The sequence below is a fragment of the Sphingobium indicum B90A genome (assembly GCF_000264945.2).
Lineage (GTDB): Bacteria > Pseudomonadota > Alphaproteobacteria > Sphingomonadales > Sphingomonadaceae > Sphingobium > Sphingobium indicum.
Genome location: NZ_CP013070.1, coordinates 2433648 through 2451185 on the forward strand (window position 1 = coordinate 2433648; position 17538 = coordinate 2451185).

A 17538-nucleotide genomic window follows, 5' to 3' on the forward strand; every position below is an offset into this window, starting at 1 on the left:
AATGGATCGCCGCCTGCGCGGGGATGACGGATCATAGGGACCGACCATGACCCGATCCATCCCCAAACCCTCCGGCAAGGTCCGCTGGATCGTCTGCGCCCTGCTGTTCGCGGCGGTGGTGCTGAGCTATGTCGACCGGCTGGTCCTGCCGACGCTCAAGCCCGATCTCCAGGCCCGCTACGGCTGGAGCGAGAGCGGCTATGCCGACCTCGCCATCTGGTTCCAGGCGGGCTACGGCATCGCCTATGTCTTCTTCGGGCGGCTGATCGACCGCATCGGGGCGCGGGCGGGCTATGCGCTGGCAGTCGGGCTGTGGACCGTCGGCCACGTCATGCACATCTTCTTCACCTCGACGGCGGCGATGCTGCTTGCGCGCATTCCGCTTGCGGTCGGGGAGGCGGGAACCTTCCCCGCCGCCATCGCCGCGACCAATGAGTGGTTCCCCAAGAAGGAGCGCGCCTTCGCCATCGGCATCTTCAATGCCGGGTCCAATGTCGGCGCGATCCTGACGCCGCTGATCGTGCCCGTCATCGCCGTCACCATGGGCTGGCGCTGGGCCTTCATCCTGACGGGCCTGCTGACGGTGGCCTGGCTGGCGGCGTGGCTCGGCTTCTATCGCCGCCCGCGGGAGAAGAAGGGCCTGTCGCAGGAGGAGCTCGCCTGGATCGAAGCCGATCCGCAGGAGCCGCAGCGCCCGGTCAAATGGCGCACCCTGTTCCGCCACCGCCAGACCTGGGCCTATATCGCCGCCCGCTTCCTGATCGATCCGGTGTGGTGGACGTTCCTCTTCTGGCTGCCAGACTTCTTCAACAAGCAATATGGCGTCAAGATGCTGGACTTCGGCCCGCCGCTGATCGCCGTCTATCTGCTGGCGGACGTCGGGTCCGTCACGGGCGGCTGGCTGTCGTCGCGCCTGATGGGCCGGGGCATGAGCATCAACCGCGCCCGCAAGACGGCCATGTTCTGCGCCGCGCTCTGCGCCCTTCCCATCGCCTTCGCTGCGCAGGCGCCGGGCCTGTGGGGGGCGGTCGGGCTGATCGGCCTTGCCTGTGCCGGGCATCAGGGGTTTTCCGCCAATGTCTATGCGCTGCCGGGCGACCTCTTTCCCCGCTGGATGGCGGGATCGGTCATCGGCCTTGGCGGGCTGTCGGGCGCCATTGGCGGCATGCTGATGGCGAAGTTCGCCGGCATGATCCTGGAAAGCGTCGGCAGCTTCCAGCCGATCTTCATCGTCGCGGCCTGCGCCTATCTGGTCGCGCTGCTGGTCGTCCACCTCATCGTGCCGCGCTATGCGCCCGTCACCCTTTCGGAACCCCGTTCATGAAGCCGCTGAAGCTCCACACCGACCGCCTTTTCCCCGCCGAGCCGCGCACCCGCGACATCGCCCGCGCGCTCCATGCCACGGTCAGGGATTTGCCCATCGTCAGCCCGCACGGGCATACCGATCCGCGCTGGTTCGCCTATGACGACCCCTTCCCCAATCCGTCCGAACTGCTGATCGTCCCGGATCATTATGTCTTCCGCATGCTGATGAGCCAGGGCGTGAAGCTGGAGGAGCTGGGCGTGCCGACCAGGGACGGCAGCCCCACGGAAACCGATCCCCGCGCCATCTGGCACAGGTTCGCCGCCCATTATCACCTGTTCCGGGGCACGCCGTCCCGCATGTGGCTCGACTGGGTCTTCGCCGAAACCTTCGGCATCGACGTCCGGCTGGGGGCGGACACTGCCGACCATTATTACGACATCATCGACGCCGCGCTGAAGACGCCCGCTTTCCGTCCCCGCGCCCTGTTCGAACGCCATGGCATAGAGGTCATCGCCACCACCGAAGGACCGCTGGACCCGCTGGACCATCACCGCGCGATCCGGGCGTCCGGCTGGGGCGGCAGGGTGATCACCGCCTATCGGCCGGACCCGGTGATGGACCCGTCGGTGCGCGGCTTTGCCGACAATGTCCGCGCCTTCTGCGCCATGGCGGGGGAGGATGCGGGCAGTTTCGCCGGCTATCTGCGTGCCCATGAAAGGCGTCGCGCAGACTTCCGCGCCGCCGGGGCGACCTCCACCGATCATGGCCATCCCACGGCCTTCACCGCGCATCTCGGCAAGGCGGAGATCGAGGCGCTTTATGCCAGCGTCATGTCCGGTCCCGTCAGCGACCGCGACGCCGAGCTGTTTCGCGGCCATATGCTGGTGGAAATGGCGCGCATGTCGATCGAGGACGGCATGGTGATGCAGCTTCATCCAGGCGTGCATCGCAGCCATAATGCAGCCGTTCTGGCGCGTTTCGGCAGGGACAAGGGCGGCGACATTCCGGCGGCCGGAGAGTTCGTCCAGGCGCTCAAGCCCCTGCTCGACCTCTACGGCAACGATCCGCGCCTGACGCTGATCCTCTTCACCCTGGACGAGGATGTCTATTCCCGCGAACTCGCGCCGCTGGCGGGCCATTACCCCGCCCTGAGGCTGGGTCCGCCCTGGTGGTTCCATGACAGTCCGGAAGGAATGCGCCGCTTCCGCGAGCGCGCGACCGAGACGGCGGGCTTCTACAACACGGTCGGCTTCAATGACGACACCCGCGCCTTCCTGTCGATTCCGGCGCGGCACGACATGGCGCGGCGGATGGACTGCGCCTGGCTGGCGCGGCTGGTGGCCGAACACCGACTGGAAGAAGACGAGGCCTTCGAACTCGCCCGCGCCCTGTCCTACGACCTGGTGAAGCAGGCCTATAAGCTGTGAGGCGCCTATCCTCCGCGACGCTCGGCACATTGCCCGCCGATGTGATCCGGCCTGCCTATGATCGCGCTGCGGTGAGGGCGGGCGTCGTTCATCTGGGCATCGGCGCCTTCCACCGCGCCCATCAGGCGGCGGTTTTCGACGACGTGCTGAATGCAGGCGACCTGCGATGGGGCATTATCGCCGCCTCCTTGCGCTCGCCGCAGGTGCGCGACCAGATGGCGCCGCAGGACGGCCTCTACGCCATGCTGGTGCGGGACGGCTCGTCCGAGCGGGCGCGGATCATCGGCGCGGTCCAGCGGGTCATCGTCGCGCCGGAGGAGCCGCAGGCCTTGCTGGACGCCCTGGCGTCGCCCGACACCCATGTCGTGACGCTGACCATTACCGAGAAGGGCTATAAGCTCGATCCAGCGACCGGCGCGCTGATCGAGGACGATCCGCAACTGGCGGCCGATCTCGCCTCGCTGGCCAGGCCGCAGACGGCGCCGGGCTATCTGGTGGCGGCCCTGGCGATGCGAAAGGCTCTGGGCCTGCCGCCCTTCACGGCGATTTCCTGCGACAATCTGCCGCATAACGGGCAGCGGTTGCGCAATGCCGTGCTGGCGCTGGCGCGCCGCCACGATCCCGCGCTGGCCGAATGGATCGGGGAAGAGGGGGCCTTTCCCGAAACCATGGTCGACCGCATCGTGCCCGCCACCACGCCGGACGATGTCGCCGCGCTCGCCGCGCGGCTGGACGTGGAAGACCGGGCGATGGTCAAGACCGAACCTTTCATCCAATGGGTGATCGAGGACCGATTTTGCGGCCCACGCCCGAAATTCGGGGCAGGGGTGCAATTGACCGCCGCCGTCGCCCCGTGGGAGGAGGCGAAGCTGCGCCTGCTGAATGGCGCGCATAGCGGCATCGCCTATCTTGGCGGCTTGGCGGGCATAGAACATGTGCATGAAGCGCTGGCGCTGCCGGCGATCCGCGCCTTTGTCGAGGCGCTGTGGGACGAGGCGCAGACGACGCTGTCGCCGCCGCCGGAACTGGACCTCGCCGCCTATCGCGACGCGTTGATGGCCCGCTTCGACAATCCGACGCTGCGCCATCGCACGCGCCAGATCGCCATGGACGGATCGCAGAAGCTGCCCCAGCGCCTGCTCGCTCCCATAGCCGCGAGGCTGGCGGCGGGGCAGGGGATAGAGGCGCTCTCGCTCGCCGTCGCGGCCTGGATGCGTTGGCAGGCGGGCCGGGACGATCTGGGCAACGCGCATGGTGTCGACGATCCCCTGGCAGGCGCGATCGCCGCCCGCCTCGCGGATGCCGATACGGCGGAGGAGCGGGTCGCCGCTATCCTGCGCCTCGACGCGGTGGTGCCGCCCGCACTGGCCGCGAATGCGGCCTTCCGCATGGCGCTGATCCGGTGGCTCGCCATCCTCGAAACGCAGGGGGCGTTGGCGGCGCTCTCCACCTTCCAGGGACGGATATGATGCAATTTGCCAGGGTCGACTTTGGTACCCGGCATTCAGAGACTCGTTGCAACGCCTGATACCGTTAACGCAGGTGGCGTTATACAGACAGGGGGAGAGGATCGACCGATCGCCGGCCGGGCATCGCCGTCACCTTGGCGCCTGTGGAAGCTGGTCCGAGTCTCGCCGGGATCGATTGCGCCTGGGACTTCCAGATCCAGAAAGTCCGCTTGTACCGTTACCAATAAAGTCGGTTCCGGGCTTGACAAAAATAACTCAGGGTTTATCACCGCGTAACTGATAGCGCTACCAGACAGGCTTACCGGATAGGCGGAAGCTGCGCTCAGGAGGGGATTTTTGATGGCCGATTCTCATATTCGTTCTTTCCGCATGGCGCTTTGCGCGGCCTCGGCCTTCGGCGCGCTGACGCTGGCCCAGGCGGCGATCGCCCAGGACAGCGCGGCCCAGCCCGCCGCTCAACCCGTCGCCCAGCAGGATGAAGCCGCCGACATCGTCGTGACCGGCATTCGCGGCAGCTTGCAGAGCGCGACCAACGCCAAGAAGAACGCCGTAGCCTTCGGCGATTCCATCTTTGCCGAAGACATCGGCAAGCTGCCCGCCACCAACCTGGCTGAAACGCTGAACCGCATGCCGGGCGTGCGCCTGAACCGCGACATCAGCGGCGAAGGCACGCAGGTCGCGATTCGCGGCCTTGGCCCCAGCTTCACCCGCGTGCTGCTGAACGGATCGCAGCTTCAGGTCGCGTCGGACGGTGGCACGAACGGCGGCAGCGCCAATCGCGAAGTCGACCTCGACTTCTTCCCGTCCGAACTCTTCACCCGCCTCGACCTTGCCAAGACGCCGTCGCCCTCGACTCTGGAAGGCGGCATCGCAGGCACCGTCAACCTGCGCAACGCCCGCCCCTTCGACAAGCCGGGCACCCATGTCACCGTGGTCGCGCAGGGCCAATATACCGACAGCAATGAAAAGCTGAGTCCGCGCGGCGCGATCGTCGCCAGCCATACGACCGACACGTTCGGCATTCTGGTGGGCGTCGCTGGCGTCAAGACGAAGACGCGCATCGACGGCTTCGACACGGTCGGCTGGACCGACGGCAATCTGGGTCCGGTCAATGGCGTGCCCGATGCTGGCGGCAACAACTTCTTTTGGGCATCGACCGTGCCCGCCAATGCCGGGCATGGCCTCATCCCCGGTCAGCCGGTCGATGTCGTCGCGACATCCGGCCTGACCCGCGATCAGCTGAGCACCGCGCTGCTGCCGCGCCTGGGCCGCAATACGCTGACCGATGGGGACCGTTCGCGCATCTCCGCCCTGGCCTCGCTCGAATGGCGGCCCAGCGATACGCTGCATTTTGCCCTGGACGGCATCTGGGCCAGGTCGAAGCGCGACTATTCACGCATCAACATGAACTGGCAGGTCCGCAACTCCGGCCCCGGCACGGGAGCGCAGGCGACCGGCGGCATGATTCCGATCGACCTCACCGTCGACGACAACGGCGTCGTGACGTCGGGCACCTTCGCCAACTCCTCCTTCTTCCTGGAGGCGAGCCAATTCAAGCAGACCACCAAATTCTGGAACATCAATCCCAGCCTGAGCTGGCAGCCGACCGACACGTTGAAGGTCGATCTCAGCGCCAATTATTCCAAGAGCCGCTTCTTCCGCGAGCAGCCGACCTTCGCGTTCCAGACGCCGCCCAATTCCGGCGTCGACGTCTATTATGACAACATGCAGGGCTACTATCCGTCGATCACCACCAATGTCGACCTGAACGATCCCAATCTGGGCTGGCAATGGTATCGCCAGAACATCGCATTGGTCCGTCGCAAGACGGAAACAAAGGGCGCGCATCTGGACGTCATGCTGGGCGATGCCGCGTTCAACGTGAAGGTCGGGGCCGCCTATGACCGGGCGACCCGTTCGATCCGCGCCTATGACAACAGCCAGGCCTATCAGCTTTCGGTCTGCGGCACGGGTTGCACCGGCGCCACCGGATCGATCCCGACCAGCGCCATTCCGCAATATCTGATGCCGATGACGGTGGGCAATTTCGGCCATCTGGCGAACCGCAATATCGGCTATAACGCCTTCATCATGCCTGATTTCGGCGCGATCAAGGATGCGACCGACTATTACAGCTATCGCGACAGCGCGCCGGAAACGCGCGGCGCGGTGACCGGCGGCGCAACCGGCGACATGGACGAAAAGGTGTGGGGCGCCTATTTTGAACTGAACGGCGTCACCACCATCGCGGATCGCGACCTGCACATCAATGCCGGCATGCGCTACGCCGCCACCGACCAGTTGGTGGTCGGTCCCAGCCAGGTGGGCACGGCGATCGTCGACATCACTTCGCGGTCGAAATATGACAATTTCCTGCCGTCCATCAACCTGACCTACGACATCGCCGACAATGTGAAGCTGCGCGCCTCCGCCTCGCGGACCATGACGCGGCCGGACGCCAGCCAGATCCTGCCGGGCGTGACCTTCACCGATCCATCGGCGCTGGTGGCGACCGCCGGCAATCCGACGCTGAAGCCCTATACTTCCGACAATTACGATCTGGGCGGCGAAATCTACACCGGCGGCATCGGCTATGTCGGGCTGTCGCTGTTCCAGAAGAATGTCCAGGGCTTCACCGTCACCCAGTCCCAGGACGTCGCCTTCGGGTCGCTCAACATCCCCTATGACAGCCTGATCGCAACCCAGCAGCAGGCGCTGACCAACCGCGCGGCATCGACCGGCGTTGCGATCAACGACCTGATCGTTTCGGTGAACCGGCCGATCAACCTCAGCGACCTCAAGATCAAGGGCGTCGAGGCGACCTGGGTGCAGCCGCTCGATTTCCTGGTGAAGGGCCTGGGCTTCTCCGCCAACGGCACTTACCTCAAGCAGTCGTCGAAGCTGATGCCGGGTCAGGTGACCAGGCTGGTGGCGACCGGCGTTTCCAAATGGTCGTACAATCTTCAGGGCTTCTATGAAAATAACGGCCTGTCCGTAAGCCTGAACTATGTCTGGAACGACAAGTCGATCGCGGTGAACGCGCCGCAGAACGGCATTACCGGCGCTGCCCTGCGCAATGATGCCCGTGGTCAGCTCGACCTGTCGGCGGGGTATCAACTGCCCTTCCTCAACAAGGCGATGCGCCTGACGCTGGATGTGCTGAACATCGCCAACGAGCCGATCCGCACCACCTTCGAATATGATAATGCGCCCTATTCGATCTACTATCCGGGGCGGACCATATTGGCGGGCATCCGCGCGAATTTCTGATCCTCCCCCAAGGAGCCTGGGGCCGGTCGCAAGACCGGCCCCCTTTCTTTCATTCGATGAGGACAAGCCCATGCGGTTGACCCTTGCCGCCTTTCTCCTCCCGCTGGCGGCCTGCGTCGCGACCCCGGCCTGGGCGGCGTCATGCCCGGGACATTGGACGGCGGCCTGGGCCTCCGCCCAGATGGCGCCGACCGGGGACAATGCGCTGGCGCCGGGCATGCTGGCGGACAGCAGCCTGCGGCAGATCGTCCGGCCTTCCATCGCGGGCGACCGGCTGCGCGTGCGCCTGTCCAATCTCGCCGGCACCGCCCCCCTGCACATAAGGGGCGCCAGCATTGCGCGGGCGCTGCGTGCCGGATCGCCGGCCATCGATGCGAAGGCCCTCATTCCGCTACGCTTCGACGGGCGGGGCGATGTGACGATCCCGGCCGGCGCCGAATATCTGTCCGATCCGGTGGCGCTGCCCGTCCGCGCCTTTGACGATCTGGCGATCAGCATCGCCTTTGATGAGGAGCCTTCGGGTCAGACCTCTCACCCCGGATCGCGGGCGACCTCCTGGCTGCTCAAGGGCGATCATCTGACCGACCCCGCCATGGCGGGCGCGCAGACGGTGGAGCATTGGTTCTCGCTCGCCGGGCTGGAGGTGGAGCGCTGCGCGGCGGCGCAACTGATCGTCGCGCTGGGCGATTCCATTACCGATGGACGGGGGTCGACCACGAACGGCAACGACCGCTGGACCGACAATCTCGCCCGGCGGCTCCAGGCCGATCCGGCGACGCGGCATCTGGCCATCGTCAACCAGGGCATAGGCGGCAACCGCCTGCTGAACGACGGCCTTGGCCCCAATGCGCTGGCCCGGCTCGACCGCGACGTCCTGGCGCAGCCGGGCGCGCGCTTTCTGATCCTGCTGGAGGGCATCAACGACATCGGCACGCTGACGCGTGAAACGCAGGTGAGCGATGCGGAACATGCGCGGCTGGTATCGCGCATCATCGGCGCCTATCGCCAGATCGTCATGCGGGCGCGCGCCAGGGGCATCAAGGTGATCGGCGGAACCATATTGCCCTTCGTGGGCAACGACTATTATCATCCCGACGCCCGCAACGAAGCCGACCGGCAGGCCGTCAACCGCTGGATTCGCGAGCCGGGGAATTTCGACGGGGTGATCGATTTCGACCGGGCGATGCGCGATCCCGCCCGTCCCGACCGACTGCTTCCGCGCTATGATGTCGGGGATGCGCTGCATCCTTCGCCCGAAGGCTATCGCGCCATGGCCGAGGCGATCCCGCTCGACCTGTTCAAATAGCAGGAGCCGGGCGGCCTGACCGATCTCCGCCCATTTGCCTGTCATCCTTTAGGGCAGGGCGGATTGCCAATGGCGATCCCGCCGCATTATGAATCGACAAGGACGATATTGTCGGACTTAATAACGCAAGCCTGCCAAGGAAGAACCGGCCCATGGACGACATGACCAGCGATCCCTTTGCGGCGCTCAGCCGGCGGGACCATCCGCTGCGGGCTTCCCTGTCGCGGGAAATGCATATTCGCGGCCTGCCCCGGTTCGATGCGCCTGCCCTTGCCCTGCAATTCGTGCTGCTGGTCGACGAGCAGCAGGCCGAGAAGGGCATCGCCCTCCTGTCCGACCGTTTTCCCGCTCTCAAGCCCGGCGACCGCTTCCTCGCGGCGCGGATCGGCGACCTCCATTTCTCCTGGGAGCGTCATACCGAATTCATGACCTACAGCTTCCTGGCGGCGGTCGAGGGCGCGACGCTGTTCGACCTCTCGCCATTTGGCGATGTGCCCGCATGGATGGCGGACATGCCGGGCAGGGTGATCCGTTCCACCCAGATCGCGATGGTCATGAACGCGCCGCCGCCCGCTGCGATCGCGGCGCATTTCGCCACCGACGACCTCATCATTTCCGACGTGGCGGACGGCAAAGCCCGCATCTGGAGCGACTTTCGCCTGCACGCCGACGGCTTCGGCCGGTTGCTCATCCATGACAAGGGATTGCAGGGCGGCGAAAGTTCGCAACTGGTCCAGCGGCTTCAGGAACTGGGCAATTATCGCAAGATCGCCTTGCTGGGCCTGCCTGAAGCGCAACAGGCGACGCCCTTGCTCACCGCGCTGGAACAGCGGTTGACGGCGATCACGAGCCGCGTCGCGCAGAAGGATGCGGATGCCGACCAGGTGCTGGAGCAACTTTCCGCATTGAGCGCGGAGCTGGCCGGGATCGTGGCGCGCACCCGCTACCGCATGAGCGCGACGCAGGCCTATGCGGAAATCTGCCGCGACCGCATTCGCCGCCTCGCCGTCGCGCCGGTGCGGGGCTACCGCTCGCTCGACGACTTCACCGAGCGGCGACTGCTGCCGGCCATGCGCACCTGCGATGCCTTCACCCGCCGGCTGGAGGATCTGGCGCAGCGGACCGCCTGGACCAGCGCCTTGCTGCGCACGCGGGTCGACACCGCCCTTGCCCGCCGGAACCGCGACCTGCTGGCTTCCATGGACCGCCGGACCGCGCTGCAATTGCGGCTGCAACATACGGTGGAGGGGCTGTCGGTGGTGGCCATCAGCTATTATGCCCTTGGCCTTTGGCACCATCTGAAGGAAGCGCTGGAGCTTCAGGGATGGCACCTGCCAGCCTGGATCGATGTCGCGCTGTTCCCGGTGACGATCGTCACGGTCTTCCTGGGGATCGGGCAGATCAGGAAGGTCAAGCGGCCATCCGGCAGCGGGCATTAGGCCGTAAACTCATAAATGGCGCGTTCGAGGCGCCAAAATGGCGAACATATCGGGCGGAAATGCGCGCCGCGAAGGTTGGACACCTTTGCAAGCGCATTTCGGTTCGAGATGAAAGCCATTTTGGCGTCCTGCGGATTTGACCAAAAAGGCCCATCCCGGCGTCGAGAGGGCTTGAAATATTGACATATTCCTGCGCCCTCTCTCCTTGTGCTGGGCCTTTTTGCCTCAAACCTCGAACGCGCCATTTATGAGTTTGCGGCCTAGGCCGCGTGCCGAACCTTCCCTCGCGACAAGTTGCGCCACGCCAAATTCATGACTTGATGGACATGGATCGAAGGACCGGCGCCTGCCGGATCGCGCCGGTCCAGGATGTTCCCTTCGTCCCGCTCACAGGATTTCGAGCGCGACGGCGGTCGCTTCGCCGCCGCCGATGCAGAGCGCCGCGACGCCTTTCTTGAGGCCCCGCGCCTTCAACGCCGCCACCAGCGTGGCGATGATGCGCGCGCCGCTTGCGCCGATGGGGTGGCCCAGCGCCGTGGCGCCGCCATTGACGTTGATCCTGTCGCGCGGAATGTCGAGGTCGCGCATCGCGATCATGGCGACGGCGGCGAACGCCTCGTTCACTTCGTAGAGATCGACATCGCCGGAGGACCAGCCCGCCTTCTCCAGCACCTTGCGGATCGCGAAGACCGGGGCCGTGGTGAACAGCGCGGGAGCATGGGCATGGGCTGCGGCGGCGACGATGCGCGCTTCCCTCGCCAGGCCCAGCTTCTCCGCCACGTCGGCGCGGGTCAGCACCAGCGCGGCCGCGCCGTCGGAGATGGAGGCGGAGGATGCCGCGGTGATCGCGCCATCGCTGGCGAAGGCGGGCTTGAGCGACGGAATCTTCTCCGGCCTTGCATTGCCGGGCTGTTCGTCCTTGTCGACCTGGACCTCGCCGCCGCGCGTCCTGACGATGACCGGCACCACCTCTCCAGCGAAGGCGCCGCTGTCGATCGCCGCATTGGCGCGGGCGAGGCTTTCGATCGCATAGGCGTCCATTTCCGCGCGGGTGAACTGATAGTCGCGGGCCGTATCCTCGGCAAAGGCGCCCATGGGCTTGCCGCGGTCATAGGCGTCCTCCAGCCCGTCCATCATCATCGTGTCGATGATCCGATCATGGCCGATGCGCGCGCCGGAGCGATGCTTGGGCAGCGCATAGGGCGCGTTGGTCATGCTCTCCATGCCGCCGGCGACGACGATGTCCACCGTCCCGGCGCTCAGCGCTTCGGCCGCCATGATCGCGGCCTGCATGCCCGAACCGCACATCTTGTTGACCGTGGTCGCTTCGACGGATTGAGGCAGGCCCGCGCCCAGCGCCGCCTGCCGCGCTGGCGCCTGGCCAAGCGCGGCGGGCAGGACGCAGCCCATATAGATGCGGTCTATGGCTTCCGGCGCAGCGCCGGAGCGTTCGACCGCCGCCTTGACCGCGACGGCGCCCAGTTCCGGGGCGGAGACGCTGGCCAGTGCGCCCTGAAAACCGCCCATGGGCGTCCGGGCATAGCCGGCGATGATGATGTCCTTGTTCATTTTTCTTTCCTCAGGCGCCTGGGCAGATTCCGGACGGGGCGAAGCGCCGCGTCGCAGGCGAATCGCAACCCTGATTTTCCATTCGCATCGGTTCGCTCTTTTCCTATACCGCCGGGCGCGCAGCCGGGGAAGGCGGCGCGGATTTGCCGTTCAACCCTCGCGATCCGGGACCACGGAACCGCGCCGGTTGGGCATGGCGTCGCCCTCCAGCCTGTCCGTCTTGCGGCTTCGCCGGGCGATGCGCTTTTCGACCAGGAGGAGCAAGGAAAGCAGCATCAGCGCGATCAGCGATCCGACGAGCACCAGCACATATTGGCCCGCCCCGGCCGTGATGCCGACGGCCGCGGCCATCCACAGGCTGGCGGCCGTGGTCATGTTGCGCACATCCCCGCCGCGCACGAAGATAAGGCCGCCCGCAATGAAGCCGATCGCCTGGGCAAGTCCCTGAACCACGCGGATCGGATCCCCGTCCGGGTGCGCTTCCACCAATTCTAGCGCCGACAGCGTCAGCATGGCCGAACTCAGCGACACCAGGCCATGGGTGCGCAGGCCCGCATCATGGCCGTTGCGTTCCCGCTCGAAGCCCAGGGCAAGGCCGAGCAGCGTCGCAAGGACAAGGCGGACGAGCGTGGTGCCGAAATCGTTGGCCAACATGGCCATGAAACCCGCGAAGGGCGGCTGCCGTTCCCTACAGGACGGACGGAAGCGGAAGCCGAGGCCCGACCGCGTCGCCACCCTCCCATTTCCGGCCTTGCGATTGATCGAAGCCGGCTTTATCAGCACTGGCGCGACAGGTTCCCTGCAAGGGGATGAAAAGGGAAGTCGGGTGAAATGCCCGCGCTGCCCCTGCAACTGTAAGCGGCGAGCCTTCCGGCCATCGCGCCATTGAACCGACAGGGTTTCGAGAAGGCGGCCGGACAGCATCGACCCGCGAGCCAGGAGACCTGCCTGACGCCGTCGTTCTTCGACCGGACAGGGTGTGCCGGGCGAACGGGGGTCTCCTCGCCGAGCGACAGCCATCGCCTTGCCGGTGCGACCGCGCGGGGGGAGTCCTGTCGCCTGCCCTGGTGCCGGCCCGTCCTCCCTTGCCCGGTTCCCGATGGGGCATATGCCGCCGGGCTGGAGGATGTGGAATGACTGATTTGCGGGGCCATCGTTGATGCTGCGGGCTGTCGGGCCTGGGGCGTCGGTGGTCGTCTGTTCGACCTGCCGTCTTTCGGCGGAGCAGCGGGAGGATGCGGCAGGGCGGCGAGGCGGCGCCCTGCTGGTCGAGGCGCTTCACAGGGTTCGCGACGGCGATCCCGCCTATGCGGCTGTCGCGGTGCAGGACATGCCCTGCCTCTTCGCCTGCGATCGCCATTGCGCGGTGCATGTGCGCGGGACCGGAAAGGTCGGCTATGTGCTGGGCGACTTCACCCCCGATGAGGAAGCCGCGCGGGCGATACTGGACTATGCGGCGCGCCACGCCGAAAGCGAGGAGGGCGTGGTGCGCTATGCCGACTGGCCGCAGGGGGTGAAGGGGCATTTCATCGTCCGCACGCCGCCCGACGGCTTCGTCTGTTCATGATCCGCTTCGTCGACCGGGCCGCCTTTGCCGCCGCTCTGGCGGAGCTTCCCGCCCCCGACGCAGGCGCTGCCGCAGCGGCGGCGGAGCGGCAGCGGATGCTGACGAAGCCCGCCGGTTCGCTGGGGCGGCTGGAGGAGATCGCCCTGTTCATGGCGGGCTGGCAGCGGCGGGAACGGCCCCGGGCGGAGCGCATCCGCGCCGCTATCTTCGCGGGGAATCATGGCGTTGCGGCGCGGGGCGTCAGCGCCTTCCCGGCAGAGGTCACGGCGCAGATGGTGGCCAATTTCCGTCATGGCGGCGCGGCGATCAACGCGCTGGCCCAGGCCTGCGGCGCGGAACTGGCCGTCGTCGCGCTCGATCTGGAACGGCCGACCGGCGACATCTGCGCGGAGGCGGCCATGAGCGAGGAGGATTGCCTGAGCGCGATCAATGCCGGAGCGGCGGCGGCGGAAGAGGGCCTCGACCTGCTGTTGCCGGGCGAGATGGGCATTGCCAACAGCACGCCGGCGGCGGCGCTCTGCGCGCAGGCCTTTGGGGGTGCGGCGGCCCATTGGGTGGGGCGCGGGACAGGCGTGGATGGCGAAGGGCTGGCGCGCAAGGCCGATGCGGTATCGCTGGCGCTCGCCCTGCACGGGGCGCATTGCGCCGACGCCTTCGAAACCTTGCGAAGGCTGGGCGGGCGAGAGATCGCGGCGCTGGCCGGCGCGGTGCTGGCGGCGCGGATGCTGCGCGTGCCGGTCATGCTGGACGGGTTCATTGGCTGCGCGGCGGTCGCGCCGCTGGCGAAGGATAATCCGGTGATCGTCGACCATTGCATGGCCGCCCATATGTCGGCGGAAGCGGGGCATGAGCGCCTGCTGGCCGCTCTGGCGCTGGAGCCGTTGCTGCGGCTCGACATGCGGCTGGGCGAGGGGAGCGGCGCCGCGGTCGCCGCGCAGATCGTGCGATCCGCCCTGGCCGCGCATGGGGGCATGGCGAGCTTTGCCGAAGCGGCCGTGGCCGGCGCGCTGTGAACGCCTTTCCGCTCCACCTGATGCGCCATGGCGCGCCGCAGCTTGCCGGACGGTTGCTCGGCCATCTGGACGCTCCGCCGGAGGCGGAGGGGATCGCCCTCTGCGTCGATCGGGCGCGGCATCTGGATTTCGCGCGAGTGGTGACGTCCGACCTCGCCAGGGCGCGGACGCCGGGCGCGGCGATCGCGGCGGAGCGGGACGTGGAGTTGGACGTCGACTCGCGCTGGCGGGAACTGCATTTCGGGGATTGGGAGGGAGCCGACCCGGCGCGCCTTCCGGCGGAGGATCTTGCCCGCTTCTGGGACGATCCGGACGGATTTCCCCCGCCTGGGGGTGAAAGCTGGACCGACCTATGCAATCGGATCGGGGACGGGCTGGCCGCGCTGGGCGAGCCGGTTCTGGTGGTCTGCCATGCCGGGGCGATCCGGGCGGCGTTGTCTGTGCTGTGCGGTTTCGACGCGCGGCGGGGCTGGGCGGTGGACCTGCCTTATGGCGCGGTGCTGAGCCTGCGGATCTGGCCCGAAGGACCGTCGGGGCAGATTACGGGCCTGATCGCATGAAGAGGCTGGTGCTGGCCCTGCAATTGATGACGCGGCTGCCTTTGCCCGCGCAGCATGTCGATGAGCGGGATTTCGCCGCCGCCGTCCGCTGGCTGCCCGCAACGGGCATCGCCGTCGGCCTGGCGGTCGCGGGCGGGGCCGGGCTGGGCATGCGGATCGACCCCTGGGCCGGCGCTCTTTTCGGCCTGGTTGCCTGGGTGGCCGTGACCGGGGCGCTGCATCTCGACGGATTGGGCGACATAGCGGATGCGGCGGGGGCGGCGCATGGCGACCGGACGCGCCTGTCCGCCGTCCTCGCCGATCCGCATGTCGGCAGCTTCGGCGTGGTCGCCATCGGTCTGCAATTGCTGGCCAAGCTGGTGCTGTTGCGGCTGTGGCTGGAGAGTTTGTCGCCATGGATGCTGGCGGCCGTGGCGATGGTGGCGCGCATCGGGCCTTTATTCTGGACGCGCTGGCTGCCCCCGCTCCACGAGGGACTGGCGAGCCGTTTTCGGGCCGGATGGCGGGCGGAGGCGTTTATCCTCTGGTCGATATTGGGGCTGGCGCTGGGTTATCGGGCGCCCGCCCTTCTCGCGGCGGTTCCGTTGATCCCGCTTTGGGGCCTTTGGCTGCGGTCCCGGATCGGCGGCATCTCCGGGGATGGGCATGGCGCCGGCATCGAATTGCTGGAGAGCGCCCTGCTGCTGGCGATGGTGGCGGCGCGATGAGCGGTTTCGCCTGGCATGGCGGCCGCCTGGCAGAAGCCCGCGCCGTCTATGGCGGGAAGGAGTGGATCGACCTTTCGACCGGAATCAGCCCCTTCCCATGGCCGGGGGCCGATCATCTGGCCGTCGACTGGCGGCATTTGCCCGATCCGCGCGATCTGGCGGCGATGGAGGCGGCCGCCGCCGCCTGTTTCGGGGTAGATCCCGACCATCTTTGCACCCTGCCGGGCAGCGAGGCGGGATTGCGGCTGGTGGGACGGATGCTGGACATGCCCGCTCGCTGGCTCGTCCCCAGCTATCGCACCCATGCGGAGATTTTCGCGCAAGGCGCCCCGTTGCCCGATGGGGAAGAACCGCCTCGCGAAGCGGTGGCCCTGCTGCTGGCCAACCCAAATAATCCCGACGGCCGCATCCTGCCGCCTGCGCGCCTGCTGCAATGGCTGGCCGGGCTGGAAGAGGGCGGAGGATGGCTGATCGTCGACGAAGCCTATGCCGACGCTGTGCCTTCATGCAGCCTGGCGGGCGAAGTGGGGGACGGGCGGCGGCTGATCCTGTTGCGGTCCTTCGGCAAATTCTTCGGGTTGGCCGGAGTCAGGTTGGGCTTTCTGCTTGGGCCGCGAGAAGTCGTCGCCCGGGCGCGGCGGATGCTGGGGGAATGGCCGGTTTCCGCGGCAGCCATCGCGTTCGGCGGCGCTGCCTATCGCGACCGGAGTTGGATCGACGCGACAGTGACGGCGCTGGGGGAGCGCGCGGCGCAACTGGATGGCGTGCTGGCGCGCCATGGGTTGGCGGCGCGGGGCGAATGCCCGCTGTTCCGCCTGGTGGAGGCGGAGGATGGCTGGACCCTGTTCGACAGGCTGGCCCGGCGTTCCATCCTGACGCGCCCCTTCGAGGAGGACCGGCGCTGGCTGCGGATCGGCCTGCCTGCCGATGCGGCGGCGCTCGCCCGCCTCGACCGGGCATTGGCCGATGGGTGAGCCGGCGGCCCTGGCGGCGCTGATGCTGGATGCGGCGCTTGGCTGGCCGGGTTGGCTGCACGCCCGGATCGGCCATCCGGTCGGCGGTTTCGCCCGGATCATCGGCGCGGCGGAGCGGCGATGGAACCGGGAGGCGTGGAGCGGCCGGGTGCGCCGCTGGACGGGATTTGCCCTGCTGTTGCTGTTGCTGGGCGTGGGCGCAGGCGTTGGTCTGGCGCTGGAATGGGCGATCCGCCGCTGGGGCGGGGGCACGGCCTGGCCATGGCTGGCGCTCGCCGCATGGCCGGCGCTGGCGCAGAACAGCCTCTATGTCCATGTCGCGCCGGTGGTTCGCGCACTGACGAAGGGGGAAATGGATGCGGCGCGGCAGGCGGTGGCCCGGATCGTCGGCCGCGACACGGCCGCGCTGGATGAAGCGGGCGTTGCGCGGGCCGGCATAGAAAGTCTGGCCGAAAGCTTCTGCGATGGCGTCGTGGCGCCGCTGTTCTGGCTGCTGCTGCTCGGCCTGCCGGGCATATGGGCCTATAAGGCGGTCAACACCGCCGACAGCATGATCGGGCACAAGGAGGCGCCCTACACCGATTTCGGTTGGGCGGCGGCGCGCTTCGACGATCTGTTGAACTGGGTGCCGGCGCGGCTCGCCGGTCTGATCCTTTGCGTTGCCGGGGGCGGCGGATGGGCCGTGCTGCGGCGGGATCGCCGGAAGCATGCCTCGCCCAATGCGGGGTGGCCGGAGGCCGCGATGGCCGGCGCGCTCGGCATCCGGCTGGCGGGGCCGATCCGCTATGACGGCGTGCTGCACGACAAGCCATGGATCGGGACGGGCGGGGAAGCGGACGTCCGCGCGATGAAGGCGGCGCTGCGCATCTATGTGCTCGCCTGCCTGCTGCTGTGGGGCCTCACCGCAATCTGGGAGGGTGTCGGATGAAGA

General features: G+C 67.4%; 14 protein-coding genes and 1 riboswitch. Of the genes, 12 read left to right on the forward strand and 2 right to left on the reverse strand.

Translation table 11 applies throughout. The features are described from left to right. The first annotated feature begins 46 nt into the window (after positions 1-46). The 6 genes from SIDU_RS11885 (at position 47) to SIDU_RS11910 (ending at position 10217) form a co-directional block, all read left to right on the forward strand. Positions 47-1324 (forward strand): MFS transporter, encoded by a 1278-nt coding sequence (locus SIDU_RS11885; protein ID WP_007686101.1) that lies wholly within the window; start codon positions 47-49, stop codon positions 1322-1324. Continuing rightward, positions 1321-2733 carry a glucuronate isomerase gene (gene uxaC / locus SIDU_RS11890; protein ID WP_007686099.1) on the forward strand — a complete coding sequence of 471 codons (1413 nt, stop codon included), beginning with the start codon at positions 1321-1323 and terminating at the stop codon, positions 2731-2733. Before SIDU_RS11885 ends, uxaC begins: the two co-directional genes overlap by 4 nt. After that, positions 2730-4202: a mannitol dehydrogenase family protein gene (locus tag SIDU_RS11895; protein ID WP_007686097.1), complete on the forward strand. Its 1473-nt coding sequence runs from the start codon at positions 2730-2732 to the stop codon at positions 4200-4202. Before uxaC ends, SIDU_RS11895 begins: the two co-directional genes overlap by 4 nt. A 339-nt stretch (positions 4203-4541) precedes the next feature. Continuing rightward, positions 4542-7472 (forward strand): TonB-dependent receptor, encoded by a 2931-nt coding sequence (locus tag SIDU_RS11900; protein ID WP_007686094.1) that lies wholly within the window; start codon positions 4542-4544, stop codon positions 7470-7472. Positions 7473-7542: 70 nt separating this feature from the next. Continuing rightward, positions 7543-8778 (forward strand): SGNH/GDSL hydrolase family protein, encoded by a 1236-nt coding sequence (locus SIDU_RS11905; protein WP_007686092.1) that lies wholly within the window; start codon positions 7543-7545, stop codon positions 8776-8778. Between the two features lie 152 nt (positions 8779-8930). After that, complete coding sequence (locus SIDU_RS11910) at positions 8931-10217, forward strand: DUF3422 domain-containing protein (RefSeq protein WP_007686089.1); 1287 nt, start codon at positions 8931-8933, stop codon at positions 10215-10217. A 387-nt stretch (positions 10218-10604) separates the two neighbouring features. Here the strand turns inward: SIDU_RS11910 and SIDU_RS11915 are convergent, their stop codons facing one another. Together SIDU_RS11915 and SIDU_RS11920 are read right to left on the reverse strand one after the other, a co-directional pair. Beyond that, positions 10605-11786 carry an acetyl-CoA C-acyltransferase gene (locus SIDU_RS11915; RefSeq protein WP_007686088.1) on the reverse strand — a complete coding sequence of 394 codons (1182 nt, stop codon included), beginning with the start codon at positions 11784-11786 and terminating at the stop codon, positions 10605-10607. A gap of 150 nt (positions 11787-11936) precedes the next feature. Next, positions 11937-12569 (reverse strand): MgtC/SapB family protein, encoded by a 633-nt coding sequence (locus SIDU_RS11920; RefSeq protein WP_007686086.1) that lies wholly within the window; start codon positions 12567-12569, stop codon positions 11937-11939. Further along, positions 12562-12752: riboswitch (cobalamin riboswitch) on the forward strand. It overlaps the preceding gene by 8 nt. A 193-nt stretch (positions 12753-12945) precedes the next feature. Between SIDU_RS11920 and SIDU_RS11925 the strand changes: the two genes are divergently transcribed. From SIDU_RS11925 to cbiB, 6 genes are read left to right on the forward strand one after another with little or no spacing between them, the layout of a single operon-like run. Beyond that, the gene (locus SIDU_RS11925) at positions 12946-13353 is read left to right on the forward strand and encodes a DUF1636 domain-containing protein (RefSeq protein ID WP_007686084.1); all 408 of its coding nucleotides are present in this window, start codon (positions 12946-12948) and stop codon (positions 13351-13353) included. Further along, positions 13350-14366, forward strand: coding sequence for a nicotinate-nucleotide--dimethylbenzimidazole phosphoribosyltransferase (gene cobT, locus SIDU_RS11930; protein ID WP_007686083.1), 1017 nt, complete (start codon positions 13350-13352; stop codon positions 14364-14366). The genes SIDU_RS11925 and cobT overlap by 4 nt, the downstream gene beginning before the upstream one ends. Then, the gene (locus SIDU_RS11935; protein ID WP_007686081.1) at positions 14363-14926 is read left to right on the forward strand and encodes a histidine phosphatase family protein; all 564 of its coding nucleotides are present in this window, start codon (positions 14363-14365) and stop codon (positions 14924-14926) included. The genes cobT and SIDU_RS11935 overlap by 4 nt, the downstream gene beginning before the upstream one ends. Beyond that, on the forward strand, positions 14923-15633 hold the full coding sequence (locus SIDU_RS11940) for an adenosylcobinamide-GDP ribazoletransferase (RefSeq protein WP_007686079.1): 711 nt from the start codon (positions 14923-14925) through the stop codon (positions 15631-15633). Before SIDU_RS11935 ends, SIDU_RS11940 begins: the two co-directional genes overlap by 4 nt. After that, positions 15630-16607, forward strand: coding sequence for an aminotransferase class I/II-fold pyridoxal phosphate-dependent enzyme (locus tag SIDU_RS11945; RefSeq protein WP_007686078.1), 978 nt, complete (start codon positions 15630-15632; stop codon positions 16605-16607). Before SIDU_RS11940 ends, SIDU_RS11945 begins: the two co-directional genes overlap by 4 nt. Continuing rightward, a complete protein-coding gene (gene cbiB, locus SIDU_RS11950; RefSeq protein ID WP_039980064.1) occupies positions 16600-17535 on the forward strand; it encodes an adenosylcobinamide-phosphate synthase CbiB in 936 nt (311 codons plus the stop codon). The genes SIDU_RS11945 and cbiB overlap by 8 nt, the downstream gene beginning before the upstream one ends. Positions 17536-17538 lie beyond the last annotated feature (3 nt).